Source organism: Bacillus cereus group sp. MYBK222-1 (genome assembly GCF_051916425.1).
Lineage (GTDB): Bacteria > Bacillota > Bacilli > Bacillales > Bacillaceae_G > Bacillus_A > Bacillus_A paranthracis.
On sequence record NZ_JBQAGP010000001.1, the window covers coordinates 1,384,989 to 1,402,817 of the forward strand.

The following is a 17,829-nucleotide window of genomic DNA, read 5'->3' on the forward strand; positions in this document are numbered from 1 at the left end:
TACTAGAAATTATATTTTTCAATATTATCCTTTGTAAATACAACTCGCTCTGGCAATACGATAATTCCGTTTCCTTCTGCCTCATAATCATATCCTTGAATGGAGTTTGGCTCTACTTTCACTTTTCCAATTCCTTTTACTTCGAAGCTATCCCCTACTTTTAACTTCTTCCCTTTTACAACAATTTCATTTGCTACATACGTTGCGAGTGCACCTTGTTGTTTTACGTCCCATAATCCGAATTGTTGTACAGTTCCTCGTTTTACGTAATCACGCATAACGTTTGGTGTAGAGAAGCCAGTTACGACAACCTTTTTATCCATTTTTAAATTTTCAGCTGCTTGTGCCATTGCCGGAAGTGCCGTTGCATCTGGACAAATGACCGCATTAATATCAGGGTACGTTTTTAAAATATTCTCCCCTACTGACAGAGACTTTTGCGCATTATTTTCACCGTACTGCGTCGTTACAATTTCCCAGTTCGGATATTTCTCTTTAATAATTTCTTTCGCTTTCGTTACCCATTGGTTTTGATCTGTTACTGTTGGGCTAGAATAAAAAAATGCTACTTTCCCTTTATCTCCAATTTGCTTGGAAGTCATTTCTATTAATAAATTAGCAAGTTGGTCTGGTGTTCCTTGGCTTATATAAAAGGAACGATCTTTCGGATTCACATCGGAATCCCATGTTAACACCGTCATCCCTTTTTTCTTAGCACGTTGCAGTGATTGCGATAAACCATCAACTGACGTTGAAGAAACCATAAGTGCATCATAGTTTTGGTTAATGAAATTGTTTATATATTTTACTTGCCCAGATACACTTGCTTCAGACGGTCCATCATATTTCACTTGTACGCCTAGTTTATCTCCCATCTCTTTTGCTCCTTCACCACCTGATGTAAAGAATCCAACTCCTGTTAATTTCGGGATAAATGCAAATTTCACATCATCCGCTTTTTTCTTATCTGCGGTTTGACTAGAACAGGCGATTAAACCGATTAAACAAATACATACAATGAATACAATCCCTAGTTTTCTCTTCATGACATTTCCTCCTTATGCAAATTCTTTCTTTTCCCCAGTGTGAATTGATGTAATTTGAAATGTCTCATAATAACTGAAAGAATAAGGATAATACCAATTACTACGTTGGATTGTTCATTTGTTAAACCCGTCATTTGCAAGCCATACTGCATGAGTCCAATGAAAATACTCGCGAGTACAGTACCGATAATGCTTCCTTTTCCCCCTGTAATAAGTGTCCCGCCTAATACGACTGCCGTAATGATTGGTAAAATTGTTTCACTTCCCATATCAGCACGTGCAGAACCGAAATAGGCAGTTAAGAAAGTCCCCCCTAATCCACCTCCTAACCCGGAAAGTATGTAAGCGATTATGACTACTTTTTTCGTTTTAATCCCGGTGTATTTTGCTGAATTTTCGTTCGCACCTGTTAATTTTACATGGCGTCCATATATGGTTCGGTGAAATAATACAGCACATAAAACTGTTAATACGATCAGTAGCCATAATAAATTTGGTATTCCTATAAAACTACCGCTTGCCAGTTGTACAAATGCGTCAGGTAAACCGCTTATTCCTTCGTACCCAGAAGCACCTGCTCCTCCTGAAATGACGAGTGCAATTCCTCCGTATAAAAACATCGTTCCGAGTGTAACGACGAGTGGTTCTACATCTGTCATTTTTATAATGAGTCCGTTTATAGCGCCTGCTAAACAACTAATTATTAGGGCGATTATGACAGCAAACAAAATAGGTATTCCGTTCATCCAAAGTACACCAATCAAGATCGAAGTGAGCCCCATTATTGAGCCGACCGATACATCAATTCCTCCTGTTACTATAACGAAAGTCATTGGTATCGCCGCAATTGCGATAAATAGGAAATCATTTGTACTAAAAAGGAGATTACTAATATTTAAGAAATCACTATTGATTAAACTAAAGAGAATGAATTCTATAAGAAGCAATACAATTAGAACACCTTCCCATCTGTATACATACTTCATAGATTCATCCTCCTTTCTGCTTTCCACTTTTTCATAACACTATCTAATATGATGATAAGTAATAATAAAAAACCTGAAATAGCATTATTCCAAAATGCTGGTATTTTTAAAAAGACGAGTGAACTGCTTATCGCCTCTAAAAATATCGCTCCTAATGCAGCTCCAACTATAGAACCTGTTCCTCCTTTTAAATGAACCCCCCCTAGTACAGCAGCTGCGATAACCTGTAGTTCTATCCCAGTTCCTGTTTGATTAGGAACGAATCCGATATTCATAACAAATATGCAACCAGCGAGCGCAGCACTTATGCCTGAAATCATAAACGCACATATTTTCACTTTATTAACAGGTATACCAATAAGTCTCGCGCCATCTTCATTATCACCTACCGCATAAAAGTATCTTCCAAATGGCACTTTCCTTAAAAAGAAGTATAGTAGTAGTAAAATAATAAGAACGAACCATACAGTTATAGGTAAACCAAAAATGACGATAGATGACAGCTGCTTAAAATCGTTTGGAATATCTTCAATCCACTTCCCGCCTGTAAAAATTAACATGGCACCCCTAATAATTCCTAACATGCCTAATGTCATAATAATGGCCGGTACCCGAAACTTTGCAACACCAATTCCATTTATAAAACCGAGAATAGCGCCAAGTATAATAGCAGCAAGTATGGACAGAGATGCATGATATCCATCAGTTAACAACATTCCGCAAACTGCTGCACTTAACCCCATGCTTGAACCAACTGATACATCTATATTTTTCGTAAATAAGACGAACGACTGGCCAATTGCTAACACGACTAAAATAACGCTTGATTTCACCATTAAAGATAACGAGTTAAATTGGATAAAACTAGGATTTATCATTCCTACAATAGCTATATAAATTAGTAGTAACGTTATGATAGATGTTTCGTGCATTTTTAGCATGCGTTTCATTCCGCTACACCTCCGTATGCAAGGCGTGTAACTTCATTCACACTCAGTTGTTCTTTTTCCATATGAGAAACAAATCGTCCATTTCTCATTACATATACACGGTTTACTAATTGAACAATTTCTTCAACATCTGAAGAGATTAATAAAATTGCGAGTCCTTCCCTTTTCATTTTTTCGATCGTCTCATACACTTCAAGCCTTGCTTTCGCATCAATTCCACGAGTCGGCTCATCCAGAATAATAACTTTAGGATTACATGCGAGATACTTTGCAAGCACGACCTTCTGCTGATTACCTCCTGATAAAGATGCCAGTTCTTCATTCATATCCTGTACAACAATTCGGAACTGTTCTATAAACGAATTAACTAAAGCGCTTTCTTTTTCTTGATTTATAAAAAAGCGATTATTTTGCTGTAAACTTGCTGCTGCAATATTTTCTTTAACAGAAGCAATTGAAAAAATGCCATTCCTCGCCCTATCCTCCGGCACATAAACTAGTCCTTCGTCTAGCCTTTTATGCAAAGAACATGTATCAATTGATTTCCCATCTAATAAAATAGACCCTGTTTTTACAGTTTTCAACCCAAATATCGCTTCTGCTAATTCCGTTCTGCCCGATCCAACAATGCCAGCAATACCTACAATCTCACCAGCATGTACAGTGAATGAAATATTTTCGAATGCGTGACCATTTATATCAATCACTTCTAATATTTTTTTCATCCTTGTGGTTTCTTGAACTACTTCTATTTTCTCTTTCTGTTTATACCCTTTTGGCAATAGCCCCTCCATCAGCATGTCATATGTATAGTCACATACGTCACCTTGGCTTACAATCATTCCATCTCGTAATATTGCTACTTTGTTGGCAATTTCAAAGATTTCTGGAAAACGATGCGTAATATAAATCATCCCTATTCCTTTTTCTTGTAAACTTTTCATCAACACAAAAAGACTCTTAATTTCGTGAGTTGTTAATGTCGATGTTGGCTCATCTAGAATAAGAATCTCGGCTTCTCGTATTAATCCTCTCACAATTTCTACTAACTGTTGTTGCGCAATCGATAATGATCCTCCTAGTTCATTAAGGTCAATATCCCACCCTAGACTGTTAATCAATTGCTCAATCTGTACTCTTAATTTCTTTTCTTTTAACCCGATACATATATTTTCTTCAATAGTCATATGCGGAAAAATGAGCGGTTCTTGCGGTATTAAATACATACCTTTTCGATGTGCTTCTGACGGATTTGAAAACTGTTGCTTCGTTCCTTTTACATATATTTCTCCATCATCATACGAATATAACCCCGTTAATATTTTCATTAATGTTGATTTCCCAGCACCATTCCCTCCAACTAATGCGTATATATCTCCGCGCTCTACTTGAATGTTCACTTCTTTTAATACAAGTTGATTTAAAAACGCCTTACTCATTTTTTTTACTTGTAATAAAGGTACGTTCTCCACATGATGTCACCTGCCTTTATACAGAACATTTTTTGAGAAAATGATTATTTGTTCTACTTGTTTTGTAGCATTGTATATTCCTTTTTTTATATCTAGAACACTTTTTTCTACGTACTATTAATCGCTTCAACTGGAATAAACAAAATATATGGTACATATGTTTAAGCTGTGGTCAATTGTTGAAAGGGATGAAGAGTATGACTCAGCTGAACTTTGAAGAGAATTTATTAACGAAAGTAGCTTGGTACTATTATAAGGACCAATTAACACAACAGGAAATCGCTTCACTTCTTCATATTTCAAGAAATAAAGTCGTCCGGTTATTAGATAAGGCGCGGAGTGAAGGTATCGTTACATTTCACGTAAAAGGGACTGGTTTGCACTGTTTAAGTATTGAGCGTGACTTAATGAAAAAGTTCTACTTAAAAGATGCTTTTATTATCCCGACCCCAGTAAACAATTATCACGATTCTCTCGGAAAAGCTGCTGCACAATATTTAGAAACTCAGCTCCAGCAAGGAGATTTACTCGGTATTGGCTGGGGAGAAACAATTAGCAAAATGCTAGAAAACATTCATTTCGAAAGTTCTATTAATCTCTCAATCGTAACGTTAACAGGCGGAGTAAATCACTATCTCCCGAGAAAACAAAACTATTTACATTACATGCAAGGTGATCTTCACATTATCCCTACGCCGTTTCTAGCGTCTACAACCGAAATGGCACAAAGTATTCTATCAGAACCGAGTGTAAAAGATATGCTTCATGTCGCTTCACTTGCTCATACGGCTGTTGTCGGTATTGGAGGATTATCTCAAGACGCTACGATTGTAAAAGAAGAAAAATTAACACTACGTGAGATGACATATATTCGTAGTCAAAACGGCGTAGGCGATATTTTAGGACAGTTTTATAATACAAATGGCGATTTATTAGAGCTCTCGCATCACAATCGTCTAATTGGCACGCCTCTCTCTATTTTGCGCAATATGAATCATGTCGTCGGTGTTGCTGGAGGTACAGAAAAGATAGATGCAATTTATGGTGCCTTAAAAGGAAAGTTTATTCATACATTAATTACCGATGAGGAGACTGCCCTCTCCTTATTACGAAAGGATGGTGATTGTTCATGTCCCATTTATTAGCTTTCGATGCTGGTACAGGAAGCATTCGAGCAGTTCTTTTTGATTTACATGGTAATCAAACTGCAGTAAGTCAAAAAGAATGGATTCACAAATCTGACCCTCGTTATCCAGGCTCTATGAACTTTGATGTAATAGAAAATTGGAAGCTAGTACAAGAATGCACGAAAGAGGTTCTTCAAAAAAGCAATACCCCTGCCTCTTCTATTCTTGCTATTAGCGCTACAAGTATGCGGGAAGGATTTGTTTTATATGATCAAGATGGGCAAGAAATATGGGCCTGTGCAAATGTTGATGGGCGTGCATCTGCGGAGGTTAGTGAACTAAAAGAAATTCGGTCACATCTTGAAAAAGATTTATATACAAAGTCTGGTCAAACTTTTTCATTAGGTGCTTTACCCCGCCTACTTTGGATTAAAAAACATGAACCTGACGTCTATAATACTATTCACTCTTTTACAATGTTAAACGATTGGATTTTATATAAACTGAGCGGCGTGCTGCAAATTGATCCTTCAAACGGTTGTACGTCTGGAATCTTTGATTTACAAAATAGAAATTGGGATAACGATGTAGCTAAAGAGTGTGGTATAACTTTGCCATTTTCACCAAAAGTAAATGAAGCTGGTACAGTAATTGGCAACGTTACAAAAGAGTGTGCAGCATTAACTGGATTACGTGAAGGAATTCCTGTCGTAGCCGGGGGCGGAGATGCTCAAATGGCATCGCTCGGAACTGGAGTTGTGAAACCGAATCAAACATTAATATGCGGAGGTAGTTTTTGGCAACAAGAAGTGAATGTTACTGAGCCAATAATAGATCCACAAGCTGCGATTCGTATAAATTGTCACGTCGTACGTAACCTATGGCAATACGAAACGATTGCCTTTTTCCCAGGCCTCGTTATGCGCTGGTTTCGAGACGCTTTTTGCCAAGAGGAAAAGAAACTTGCTGACAAACTCGGTGTAGATGCTTATGAATTATTAGAAGAACAAGCAAAAGACGTACCTGTCGGCTCACATGGCATTATCCCTACTTTTTCAAACGTTATGAACTACATTTCTTGGCGTCATGCCGCACCATCTTTTTTAAATTTAAGTTTAGACGCTGACAAATGTGGAAAAAAAGAGCTATTCCGTGCTATTGAAGAAAATGCCGCCTTCGTTACACTTGGAAACTTAAAATTAATAGAAAATCTCACAGGAACATTCCCTTCTGAAGTCGTTTTTGCTGGTGGTGCCGCTAAAGGAAAACTATGGCCACAAATTCTATCAGACGTCCTTGGTATTCCTGTAAAAGTACCTGTTGTGAAAGAAGCAGCTGCTTTAGGAACTGCAATTGCTGCAGGAGTTGGTGCTGGCATATATGCATCTATGGAAGAGACTGCCGAAGAGTTTGTACAGTGGGAGCAAACATTCGAACCAGTTACTGAAAATCACGAACTATATAAAGAGTTCTATGAAACCTGGAAAACTGTATATGACAGTCAGCTCACTTTAGCTGATAACGGGCTCACCTCACATATGTGGATTGCGCCTGGTGCACTGTAACACATTACATAAAGGAGTGAACTGTATGCTAAAAGCGAATGAAAATGACTTCTCCTATCGCTTCGGTGATAACGGGCCGAAATATTTAATACAAGGTCCGAATATTGATCTTGGCCTTGTTGTCATTCAGCCTGGACAGGAGTTTCAAAACCATTATCATACGACGTGCGAAGAGGTCTTTTATGCATTAGAAGGTGAAATAGATTTCTATGTAAATAACGAAAGAGTTCCAATGAAACAAGGTGATGTCCTGCAAGTTCGTCCTCATGAATCTCACTATCTTATTAACCATTCTGACAAACCTTTTAAAGCGGTTTTTATAAAGTCACCACACTTACCAAATAAAGATACTGTTCAAACGGAAAATCCAACATTAACGAAGGAGTGATTTTGAATGACTTGGGGATTTAAAAATCGATTAAATACAATTTTACCTGATGGCAGAGCGGTTATGTTAGCGATAGATCACGGCTACTTTTTAGGACCAATTCACGGGCTTGAACAACCACTTGAAACAGTTAAAAACTTACTTCCTTACACAGATTCCCTCTTTTTAACGCGAGGTGTACTTAACTCCTGCATTCCTGAAAACTGCAGCACACCGATGGTTATGCGTGTATCAGGCGGAGCTACTGTCGTCGGTAAAGACTTAGCGAATGAAACAATTGTTACCCCTGTAAAAGAAGCAGTAAAACAAAATGCAATTGGCGTCGGCGTATCTGTTTTCGTCGGATCAGACTATGAAACACAAACAGTTACAAATCTCGCAAATGTAGTTTCAGAAGCTCACGATTATGGTCTGCCAGTACTTGGCATTACCGCAGTTGCAAAAGAACTGCAAAAACGTGAAGCTCGCTTTTTAGCACTTGCTTCCCGTGTATGCGTTGAAATGGGTGCTGACATTATTAAAACGTATTACTGCGAAGGATTCGAAAAAATTACAAGCACTTGCCCTGCCCCAGTCGTCATCGCGGGCGGCCCAAAACTAGATTCAATTGAAGACGCATTAAACATTACGTATAACGCCCTGCAAGAAGGTGCAATCGGCGTAGATATGGGCCGCAACATATGGCAATCCGAACATCCAGCTGCGATGATTCAAGCGATACATGGGATTGTGAAAAATGGGTTGAATGTGAAAGAGGCACTCCAATTATATGAGGATGTAAAAAATTAAAACAAACTATTGCATTTAAAGGAAAAGCCCATATGCTAGATTACTGAGTAATCTAACATATGGGCTTTCTTTTACGTTTTTCATTGTTTTGAATTTAATCTATAGATCGCGCACATTCCAAACAATCTCACCGCGTTCGCCAAACGTACTATGATGTCGCGTAAATCCTAACTTCTCTAACACCCGAAAAGACGCAGTATTCCAAGCGCCTACAGTAGACCATAGTCTTTTGCGCCCCGTAGCAATCGCAGCCTCCAATACCGCTGATGCTGCCTCTGTCGCATAACCCATGCGATGAGCACTACGGAACAACTCGTATGCAATCTCCGGCTCTTCAAGCGTGGAACGACCGATAATTAAGCCACAGTAACCGATGAAATCGCCTTCGTCTCGTCTACGAATCGTGAGAAGAGAAATACCATTTTCAGCTGCTATCTTGCGCTTCTCAATAAGATCGTTACGAACAGATTCAACGGTTGGCATTTCAACTCCACGTTCACCAACTAGTTCTCTAAGCCAGACTGCATCGGATTCCTCCCACATATTCAGGTCGAGTCGTTCCGTTTTCAGCTGGAACGCCATATCTTTAAATACAGATGTCATAGCGGTAACCTCCTATTTATATCACTGTACTACTTATAATCGTTTCGTACTGTACCATATGGGAAACCTGCTAGATTCTCTAGTTTTTTTGCATTAAGATACATTATTGTTATTTTATGCATAAGCAATTCCTTTGCAAAATAGACCTTGTTATGAAACTTCATTTTAAAAATTTAACTAGATTACACTCTTTTAGTTGCTACTTATACAGTATATGAAATTTATATCAACGATTTTCTCGATATATCGACGATTCAACACAACATATCGATTTACCAACAATATTATTTATGAAGCACCCACTCAATTAACTCAATTGCTGCTTTAATACGGTCCTTCGTATCATCTAAAAATAGTTTATTAAGTAACACATCTAAATGAATTGGCTTATTCGGTAACGTTTGAATATACTTCAACACAGATCCCGCTGGCGGTACTGGCTTATTATTAATAGCCCATATTCCTTCTAACAATGTCCAAGTTGAAGTTTGAACTATGTATGAAGCCTTTAACTCATCATTTGCTTTCAAAGCAGATTGAATTTTAATGAACGAACTCTGTAACCAATGAGAAATGCCTTTCACTTTGTCGCTAGAAACACGATAGTTTTCAAATTCAGATATAGCTATTTCTTTTAGTTTTTTTAAGTCACCACTTTTATCAAATAAACATTTATCACATCCATATTTTACTATAAATCAAAAAAAGAGGATATTTGTTTATTAATAAACAAATATCCTCTACCTTTACATATATATTACGACTGTTGATAAGCCGCTTTCGATGATTTCACATAATAAACTGCGTGATCCACATTAATGATATGATCTGGCTTTGGTTTACCACGGCTCGCTCTATGTCCAGCTAAATGTTCTTCACTTGTTTCCCAGTTTTTCCAAGCTTCTTCAGATTCCCAGCGAATCATAACGACTACTTCTTCGTCGCCGCGTCTTACTTTTTTCACAAGAACACTTAAATCAATAAAACCTTCAAACTTTTCAATAATACCTTCTCCAGTAAAACGTTCTACAACTATATTTGATGTACCTTCTTTTACTGTAAATGTTTTCGTTTCGATAAACATATATCCCACTCCTTCATTGTAATACGAATACTACTATACTTCTATTATAGTTGATTATGATAATTATTTTCAATTATAAAGTTTAGATTTTTCGAATTATGCTGTTTTCTCTTCAACTGCCCCATCTAAAAATTTGAAATATGGGAGTAAGATTCCGATTAAAGAAGTGACACATATAATTGAACCGATAATAAAGTATAGCGCTCTTACTCCCCACATTTCACTCAATATTCCCCCTACTAGCACACCTAATGGCATAGCGGATCGTATGAAAAATAATCGCACTGAAAATACTTGTCCTATCATATTGTTCGGAACTGACTGTTGGCATATCGTTGTGTTATGAACATTGAAAAATGCAATACAAATCCCTGCTATTACTTCAATTATTATTGCAATGATAATACTATGATTGAACCCTAGCGAAATGTATGTGAGCCCCCCTATAAACAATCCTCCAAGCATAAGTATACGCCGGCTTTTATATGTTACTTTTCCGACTAGTATAGATCCAACTACATAGCCAAGTGGGAATCCGGCCATAAAATAACCAAATTCCGCATATCCCGCTGATAGCTCATCTTTTATATAAGGAAGGTTTGTGACCATTGTTACTCCTACTCCAAATTGAACGAAAGTAAGAAATATACCGAGCCAAACAATGATTGGTTTTGTGAAAAAATATGTAAAACCGTGAAGAAACTGTTCTAGCCACGTTTTCCGAATAGGTTGCGACGTTCTATTTTCTTTTATATAAAGTAAGAAAGTGCCACTAACAAATAAACAAATGCATACGAAAGATAATGCAAGTTCTGTGCCAATCAAATGAATGACTACTCCACCTAATACTGGCGCAAGAAACATCATAAGACGAGTCATTCCATCAATGTACGCATTTGCATCTTGAAGTTGTTCTTTCCCTACAATGCTCGGTGTAATTGCTTGACTTGCAGGTGTATAAAGTGGTGTAATAAGTCCCACTACAATTTGAACAACATAAATGTGCCAAACTTCTAAACTACCGGAAACTAACATTATCAAAGGTAATAAGAATACGGACGCTCGTATCCATTGTGAAAAAATCATAATCCACTTCCGACTCCATTTATCAATAAATGGGCCACTGATTAATTGCAGTATGAGTGATGGGATGAAATATAATAGCCACATACTACTTAAAGCCATTTCCGATCCTGTTAACTCATATACTAGAATTGAATTACATAACGTTCCGAAACCGCCTCCTAATTCTGAGATTGCACTACCAATCCACATAAAAAAGAACGAGCGATTTTTCAATATATTTTTCAATTTCACACACCAACTTTTCTTTTATATTCCTCCCTTTATGTACATTCTCGTTGTTAATTATCTATTCAAAAACATATCTAATTCTTTCGCTAAAGACTGTACTGCTTTCTTTCTTAATACATATTTTCCGTCATGTATATCCACTAACTTCGCCGCACGTAACAATTTCAAATGGTGGTGTACAGTCGATTTACCAAGTTGCAATCTTTCTGTAATTTCCTGCAATGTTCGTTCTTTTTCGAACAACATTTTTACAATGCGTAACCTCGCTTCATCTCCAAGAGCTTTATGTTTTTGAACTAAAAAATAGTTCGGTTCATATGGATCTTCAGGATGGATACTTTCGTTTGCAACTGGATAATGAAATACTTTCGTATCTTCAACATCCGCCTCAATATTCCACGGTCTGTACGTCATTTGCGGAATAAGAAGTACGTAATGAACACTTGGCTCTGGCATATAGTTCACGCCACCAGTGGCCCACTCGACAAACTCTTCCGGTTTCATCTTTTTATTCATTTCATTCTTTGCTTCATAATCTCGTTTGAATATAGAAAGTATTTGTTCTTCCTCTCTTTTAATAACACTGTCGTACCATCCTGTCATAACAGCAATTAAATGGGATTTTAGCACTTGTACATCAACATCACATATAAAACGAATATACGTAGAGAAAAACTGATGTTCTTGTGTCAGTTCCATTAGTTCATGTATTGCAGTTACGTTTCCACTTGCCGCTAAAGTTCTTTTTTCTTGGTACTTCTCCCCTAAAAACGGTAAACATATATATTTCAAATCTACTTCTGAAAGCGAATCGATTTTACCATGAAACTGTGCTAAGTCCTGAAAATCCTCTTCATACAACAACTGAAGTAACGCTTTCCACGTATTATGTTTTTCTACAAACTGTAAGTGCTCTCTCATTTCTTCTGTTAATGATTGCTTCATTTCTTCCCATTCATTTTGGCTCTTTTCAAGAGTATCAATTAACCGCTTATGAGTAATTGCTGCAATGCCAAGAGCACATTCGAAAAGTATCGAATATTTCACTTGAACGTTATAAGTTTCCCTCTTTCTACTCGTTATGTGATAGACCTCCATTTTTATCCCTCCTTGTTTGCTATATATTAAATTCTATGTTTATCGAATTTTACCTTCTACATTTTTAGAATTAACAAAATTTTAGTTGAAATACATTCATTCTAAATTAAGAAGAATAGGAGCTTTTTTATATACAAATAATAAGCCTCAAGGAGTTGTTGACATGTATTTCATATTGAATATGTTAGGGATTTTCGTTGTCATATTAATCGTTTTCTTATGTTCGCCTAATAAAAAACATATAAAATGGAGACCAATTGTAATTCTCATCATATTGGAGCTTTTTATTACGTGGTTTATGTTAGGCACAAAGCTAGGCAGTATTATCATTAATAAAATTGCTTCATTTTTCAGTTGGCTACTGGCATGTGCGAATGAAGGAATTCGATTTGCATTTCCTTCTGCTATGGAAAATCAAACAATTGATTTCTTCTTTAGCGCATTACTTCCTATCATTTTTGTTATCACGTTCTTTGATATTCTTTCTTACTTTGGAATCTTAACTTGGATTATTGATAAAGTAGGTGCAATTATTTCAAAGATTTCTCGTTTACCCAAGTTAGAAAGCTTCTTTTCGATTCAAATGATGTTTTTAGGGAACACCGAAGCGCTTGCTGTTGTTCGGGATCAATTATCTGTTTTAAAAGAAAATCGTCTGCTGACTTTTGGAATTATGAGTATGAGTAGCGTCAGCGGATCCATTCTTGGTGCTTATTTATCAATGGTTCCAGCAACATATATTTTCAGCGCAATCCCATTAAACTGTATTAACGCATTAATTTTAGCCAATGTATTAAATCCTGTGGAAGTTTCGAAAGAAGAAGATGTTGTTTATTCACCTTCCAAACATGAAAAAAAAGATTTCTTTTCTACTATTTCCAACAGTATGTTAGTCGGGATGAATATGGTTATCGTTATTTTAGCTATGGTAATTGGATATGTAGCTTTAACAGCATGTTTAAATGGGATTTTAGGATTTTTTGTAACGGGTTTAACAATTCAAAAAATCTTCTCTATTATCTTTAGTCCTTTCGCTTTTTTACTCGGTTTATCGGGCAGTGATGCTATGTATGTAGCTGAACTAATGGGGATCAAAATAACGACGAATGAATTTGTTGCAATGATGGATTTAAAATCAAACTTAAAGTCTTTACAACCGCATACAGTTGCGGTTGCCACAACATTTCTAGCTTCTTTTGCTAACTTTAGTACAGTAGGTATGATTTATGGAACTTACAATTCATTATTTGGCGGCGAAAAATCATCAGTCATCGGGAAAAATGTTTGGAAGCTTCTTGTGAGCGGAATGGCTGTTTCCTTATTAAGCGCTATGCTTGTTGGGCTTTTTGTATGGTAAATAATTTTTAAAATAAAAGACACCCAAACGAATTAAGTGTCTTTTATTTTTATTTTCGAATTTGTCCATTACCACGAATTATATATTTTGTGGAAGTTAATGCAGGAAGTCCCATTGGTCCCCTTACGTGTAGCTTTTGTGTACTGATGCCAATCTCAGCTCCGAATCCGAATTCAGATCCATCAGTAAAACGAGTTGATGCATTGTGATACAGCGCAGCAGCATCAACAGATACGAAAAATTTGCTGACGTTTTCCTCGTTTTCTGAAATAATTGCTTCAGAATGCATAGATCCATACGTATTTATGTGGTGAATCGCTTCTTCTATAGAAGAAACTAATTTAACTGCTAGCGTGAGAGATAAAAATTCTGTCCCCCAGTCTTCTTCTGAAGCAAGTACAATTGATGAATCAATTGCCAATGCTTTTTGATCACCACGTAGCTCCACGCCTCTTGCCTTCAAAGAAGAAAACAACTCGCTACCATATTGCTCTGCCCACTTCTCATGAAGTACAATCGTTTCAATTGCATTACATACAGATGGACGCTGCGTTTTTGCATTTATAATAATATCAAATGCCATTTGTTTATCCGCTGTTTCATCAATGAAAATATGACAATTTCCCGCACCTGTTTCAAGTACTGGAACAGACGCTTCCCTCACAACAGTATCGATTAATTGTTTGCCACCTCTTGGAATAAGAACGTCTAGATAATCATTCATTGTAAACAACTGCTTCGCACTATCTCGCGTTGTATCTTCTATAAGCTGTACACTTTCTTCTGGTAAGCTTGTTTGTTTGAGCGCTCTGTGAATAACGGCAACAATGGCTTTATTAGAATGAATAGCAGAAGAACTACCACGTAATATGACTGCGTTTCCTGTCTTCAAACAAATAGTAGCAGCATCCACTGTTACATTCGGTCTTGCCTCGTAAATCATCCCAACAACACCAAGTGGTACACGCATTTCCTGAATAGATAGTCCATTTGGCCTTTCCCATGCACTTACACATTCTCCTACAGGATCACGTAATTCAATTAGCTGCTTAATCCCTTCTGTCATATCAACAATACGCTGTTCATTCAGCATAAGGCGATCAAGGAGAGAATCAGAAAACCCTTTTGCCTTACCTTCTTCTATATCCCGATTGTTTTCCTCTAAAATATAAGCTGTTTCATTTATTAATTGATTTGCAATTGCAGCAAGTGCTTCGTTTTTTTGATGTGTAGATTTTAGTACCAGCTCCCTAGCAACCTCTTTTGCTCTTTTCCCCTTTGCCAACACTTCATTCATTTTTATTTCCTCCTTTTTAAGGTTAAAAAAACTATATTCTTAAAGTGAAACCCAATGATCTCTATGGATGACTTCATAACTATGCCTTTCGCCTCTTGCTTGAATATGTTGGCTTTGCATACCTTTTATCTCTCTTAATTCCTCTGCGCTATATGTGCATTGTCCTTTTCCAATTACGCGCCCTTGTTGCGTCATGACTTCTACAACATCGCCAACTTTGAAAAATCCTGACACATTTGTAACACCCGCAGGAAGAAGACTCTTGCCATGCTGAATGATAGCTGTAGTTGCTCCAGCGTCTATTTCAATTTGACCGCTAACAACCGAATGCAAAGCGATCCATTGCTTGTTCATCTTCATTTCTTTTTGAGGGGCATTTCCGACATACGTCCCGTCACCTTTCCCCTTTAAAACATCAACAAATTTCTCTTGTCCACGTCCTGTTCCGATAAATACACTTACTCCAAGAGAGAGTGCTGTCTTTGCAGCATCGATTTTTGATTTCATACCACCAGTCCCAAGTTTTGAGCCAGCATCTCCAGCAAGAGAAGCGATTTCTTCTGTAACTTCAGGAAGGAAATAATATTTTTTCGCATCCTCATTTTTTTGAGGATTTTTATCATATAAACCGTTCACATCTGTAAAAATCATAAGCATATCTGCCGAAACAAGTCCGCTTACTAAAGCTGACAGCATATCATTATCACCGAACGTTAACTCCTCTAAAGAGATGGAATCATTTTCATTAATGATTGGAAGAGCAGAACGGTTTAGTAACTCTCCTAACGTCGCGTAAGCGTTACTATATTGTTCTTTTCTAGAAAAATCACTTCTCGTCAGCAATAGTTGCGCAGTAACGATACCGTATTTACGGAATTCCTCCGTGTATGCCTGCATTAACAAACTTTGTCCGACAGCCGCAGCAGCCTGTTTTCCTTTAATTGTTACAGGTCTGCTAGGGTATCCTAGAGCAGAAAAACCTGCAGCAACGGCCCCAGATGTAATTAACAACACTTCATGCCCTTCCTCTTTCAATCGAGCTAATGCGGCAACATGATCTGAAAGTTGTTCTTTAGAAATGCCTCCATGACTATCTGCCAAAGAACTGCTCCCAATCTTTACAACTATTCGCTGTTTCTTCACTTTTTTATCCCCCAAGTCTAAAATCAAAGTTTTTTATACATTACATTTCTATTCATACAGCTTGCAGCGATTTCTATTCTTATGAGTGCTGCACGTAGCCTATTTAAGAGCAAAATAAAAATGACCGCTTCGCCCTTCATAAAATAAAAAGGACGAAACGGTCATTGTTCCGCGGTACCACCTTAATTGATATACATATATATCCACTTGGTGCCTATAACGCAGGCAAACGCCTAAACTTTCATTTAAGACTCAGGGATAGGTTCGATATATTCTATACGAGGAATCTTTCAGCCGGTGAATTCCACTCTCTTTCGCAAGAAGACATATGTACTATTTCCCTTCAACGATTTTCGGTTTAATTTTTTTATATTATGCGATATAGTTCGATTTGGTGTCAAGAAGTATTTTTAAAAATAAATAGAGGAGCAAGTTACTTGCATGAAAAGATTGCTCTACTGAATGAAAATACAAATTGATATAACTACAACTCATATTCATAAACATAATACCTTACATTATAGTGTATATATTTACAGAATGTCGAATATAATTGATTTTTTATCTTTTGGTGTTGCAAAAAGGAAAATATTCTCTTAGAATGTTTCTTTATATTGCATGGAGATGTTATTGTTATTTTAAGATAACAATTTCAAAATGATATAATTTATTAAAAAAGGAGCAAGATTGAGTTATTATGGATAAACAAATTGGATTCATCGGATGCGGAAATATGGGGATGGCTATAATTGGCGGGATGCTAAACAAAAAGATAGTGTCTTCAAATAAAATCATGTGTTCAGATTTAAACACAACGAATTTAGAAAATGCTAGTACAAAGTACGGAATAACTATAACTACTGACAACAATGAAGTCGCTAAAAATGCTGATATTTTAATTTTATCAATTAAACCAGACTTATACTCATTAGTAATTAACGAAATTAAAGAAGTAATAAAAAACGATGCTATCATCGTTACGATCGCTGCTGGTAAAAGTATTGAAAGTACTGAAAATGCCTTTAATAAAAAAATAAAAGTTGTACGAGTAATGCCTAATACTCCTGCTCTTGTTGGAGAAGGAATGTCAGCATTATGTCCGAATGAAATGGTGACAGAAAAAGATTTAGAAGATGTGCTAAACATTTTCAATAGTTTTGGTCAATCAGAGATTGTAAGTGAAAAGTTAATGGATGTTGTAACATCTGTAAGTGGCTCTTCACCAGCATACGTATATATGATAATAGAAGCGATGGCAGATGCTGCTGTACTAGATGGTATGCCAAGAAATCAAGCATATAAATTCGCAGCTCAAGCTGTATTAGGATCTGCAAAGATGGTACTAGAAACAGGCATACATCCTGGTGAATTGAAAGATATGGTTTGTTCTCCTGGGGGAACAACGATAGAAGCTGTAGCTACATTAGAGGAAAAAGGTTTACGAACAGCTATCATTTCAGCTATGCAACGTTGTACACAAAAGTCTGTTGAACTATCTGGTCAAACGAAAAAGTAAAACTATAAAAGAGATCACATTAGTTATGAATTTAATTAGAAATGCACTACATGATAAACGGCCAAACTCGAATTTACTTGAGTTTGGCCGTTTT

16 protein-coding genes, 1 pseudogene and 1 other annotated feature are annotated in these 17,829 nt (G+C 36.8%); of the genes and pseudogenes, 6 read left to right on the forward strand and 11 right to left on the reverse strand.

Annotation, left to right across the window (positions count from 1 at the left end; all coding sequences use genetic code 11):
- Positions 1-2: 2 nt before the first annotated feature.
- From lsrB to ACTFR9_RS07200, 4 genes are read right to left on the reverse strand one after another with little or no spacing between them, the layout of a single operon-like run.
- Positions 3-1,046, reverse strand: coding sequence for an autoinducer 2 ABC transporter substrate-binding protein LsrB (lsrB, locus tag ACTFR9_RS07185; RefSeq protein WP_048557976.1), 1,044 nt, complete (start codon positions 1,044-1,046; stop codon positions 3-5).
- Complete coding sequence (locus ACTFR9_RS07190) at positions 1,043-2,032, reverse strand: ABC transporter permease (protein ID WP_157734589.1); 990 nt, start codon at positions 2,030-2,032, stop codon at positions 1,043-1,045. The genes lsrB and ACTFR9_RS07190 overlap by 4 nt, the downstream gene beginning before the upstream one ends.
- Positions 2,029-2,982 (reverse strand): ABC transporter permease subunit, encoded by a 954-nt coding sequence (locus tag ACTFR9_RS07195; protein ID WP_229136683.1) that lies wholly within the window; start codon positions 2,980-2,982, stop codon positions 2,029-2,031. The genes ACTFR9_RS07190 and ACTFR9_RS07195 overlap by 4 nt, the downstream gene beginning before the upstream one ends.
- The gene (locus ACTFR9_RS07200) at positions 2,979-4,454 is read right to left on the reverse strand and encodes a sugar ABC transporter ATP-binding protein (RefSeq protein WP_229136682.1); all 1,476 of its coding nucleotides are present in this window, start codon (positions 4,452-4,454) and stop codon (positions 2,979-2,981) included. The genes ACTFR9_RS07195 and ACTFR9_RS07200 overlap by 4 nt, the downstream gene beginning before the upstream one ends.
- 197 nt (positions 4,455-4,651) lie before the next feature.
- Between ACTFR9_RS07200 and ACTFR9_RS07205 the strand changes: the two genes are divergently transcribed.
- The 4 genes from ACTFR9_RS07205 to lsrF are packed head-to-tail and all read left to right on the forward strand — an operon-like array spanning position 4,652 to position 8,323.
- Positions 4,652-5,599, forward strand: a complete 948-nt coding sequence (locus ACTFR9_RS07205) for a sugar-binding transcriptional regulator (RefSeq protein ID WP_144532597.1) — start codon at positions 4,652-4,654, stop codon at positions 5,597-5,599.
- Positions 5,584-7,146: an autoinducer-2 kinase gene (gene lsrK, locus ACTFR9_RS07210; RefSeq protein ID WP_000018823.1), complete on the forward strand. Its 1,563-nt coding sequence runs from the start codon at positions 5,584-5,586 to the stop codon at positions 7,144-7,146. The genes ACTFR9_RS07205 and lsrK overlap by 16 nt, the downstream gene beginning before the upstream one ends.
- Before the next feature lie 25 nt (positions 7,147-7,171).
- Positions 7,172-7,534 carry a cupin domain-containing protein gene (locus tag ACTFR9_RS07215; RefSeq protein WP_000909989.1) on the forward strand — a complete coding sequence of 121 codons (363 nt, stop codon included), beginning with the start codon at positions 7,172-7,174 and terminating at the stop codon, positions 7,532-7,534.
- Positions 7,535-7,540: 6 nt separating this feature from the next.
- Positions 7,541-8,323, forward strand: coding sequence for a 3-hydroxy-5-phosphonooxypentane-2,4-dione thiolase (lsrF, locus tag ACTFR9_RS07220; RefSeq protein ID WP_000219760.1), 783 nt, complete (start codon positions 7,541-7,543; stop codon positions 8,321-8,323).
- 99 nt (positions 8,324-8,422) lie between these two features.
- On the opposite strand, the gene ACTFR9_RS07225 is transcribed toward lsrF, so the two are convergent.
- The 5 genes and pseudogenes from ACTFR9_RS07225 to ACTFR9_RS07245 all read right to left on the reverse strand — a co-directional run bounded on the left by ACTFR9_RS07225 (position 8,423) and on the right by ACTFR9_RS07245 (position 12,422).
- Positions 8,423-8,926 carry a GNAT family N-acetyltransferase gene (locus ACTFR9_RS07225; protein ID WP_000204931.1) on the reverse strand — a complete coding sequence of 168 codons (504 nt, stop codon included), beginning with the start codon at positions 8,924-8,926 and terminating at the stop codon, positions 8,423-8,425.
- 284 nt (positions 8,927-9,210) lie between these two features.
- Positions 9,211-9,594 (reverse strand): annotated as a pseudogene (locus tag ACTFR9_RS07230) (DNA polymerase subunit beta); the annotation flags it as partial.
- 89 nt (positions 9,595-9,683) lie between these two features.
- Complete coding sequence (hmoA, locus tag ACTFR9_RS07235; protein ID WP_000469503.1) at positions 9,684-10,010, reverse strand: heme-degrading monooxygenase HmoA; 327 nt, start codon at positions 10,008-10,010, stop codon at positions 9,684-9,686.
- A gap of 96 nt (positions 10,011-10,106) precedes the next feature.
- Positions 10,107-11,327 (reverse strand): MFS transporter, encoded by a 1,221-nt coding sequence (locus ACTFR9_RS07240; protein ID WP_076855853.1) that lies wholly within the window; start codon positions 11,325-11,327, stop codon positions 10,107-10,109.
- 51 nt (positions 11,328-11,378) lie between these two features.
- Complete coding sequence (locus tag ACTFR9_RS07245) at positions 11,379-12,422, reverse strand: ArsR/SmtB family transcription factor (protein ID WP_229136681.1); 1,044 nt, start codon at positions 12,420-12,422, stop codon at positions 11,379-11,381.
- A gap of 163 nt (positions 12,423-12,585) precedes the next feature.
- On the opposite strand from ACTFR9_RS07245, the gene ACTFR9_RS07250 reads away from it, so the two are divergent.
- Positions 12,586-13,779 carry a NupC/NupG family nucleoside CNT transporter gene (locus ACTFR9_RS07250; protein ID WP_000273598.1) on the forward strand — a complete coding sequence of 398 codons (1,194 nt, stop codon included), beginning with the start codon at positions 12,586-12,588 and terminating at the stop codon, positions 13,777-13,779.
- Between the two features lie 49 nt (positions 13,780-13,828).
- Here ACTFR9_RS07250 and proA read toward each other — a convergent pair whose 3' ends face one another.
- Both proA and proB read right to left on the reverse strand, forming a co-directional pair.
- Positions 13,829-15,076: a gamma-glutamyl phosphate reductase gene (gene proA / locus ACTFR9_RS07255; RefSeq protein ID WP_074542216.1), complete on the reverse strand. Its 1,248-nt coding sequence runs from the start codon at positions 15,074-15,076 to the stop codon at positions 13,829-13,831.
- 39 nt (positions 15,077-15,115) lie between these two features.
- The gene (proB, locus tag ACTFR9_RS07260; protein WP_000744725.1) at positions 15,116-16,219 is read right to left on the reverse strand and encodes a glutamate 5-kinase; all 1,104 of its coding nucleotides are present in this window, start codon (positions 16,217-16,219) and stop codon (positions 15,116-15,118) included.
- Positions 16,220-16,364: 145 nt separating this feature from the next.
- Positions 16,365-16,575 (reverse strand) — a binding site (T-box leader).
- Between the two features lie 341 nt (positions 16,576-16,916).
- Here proB and proC point away from each other — a divergent pair.
- Positions 16,917-17,735 carry a pyrroline-5-carboxylate reductase gene (proC, locus tag ACTFR9_RS07265; protein ID WP_000360709.1) on the forward strand — a complete coding sequence of 273 codons (819 nt, stop codon included), beginning with the start codon at positions 16,917-16,919 and terminating at the stop codon, positions 17,733-17,735.
- Positions 17,736-17,829 lie beyond the last annotated feature (94 nt).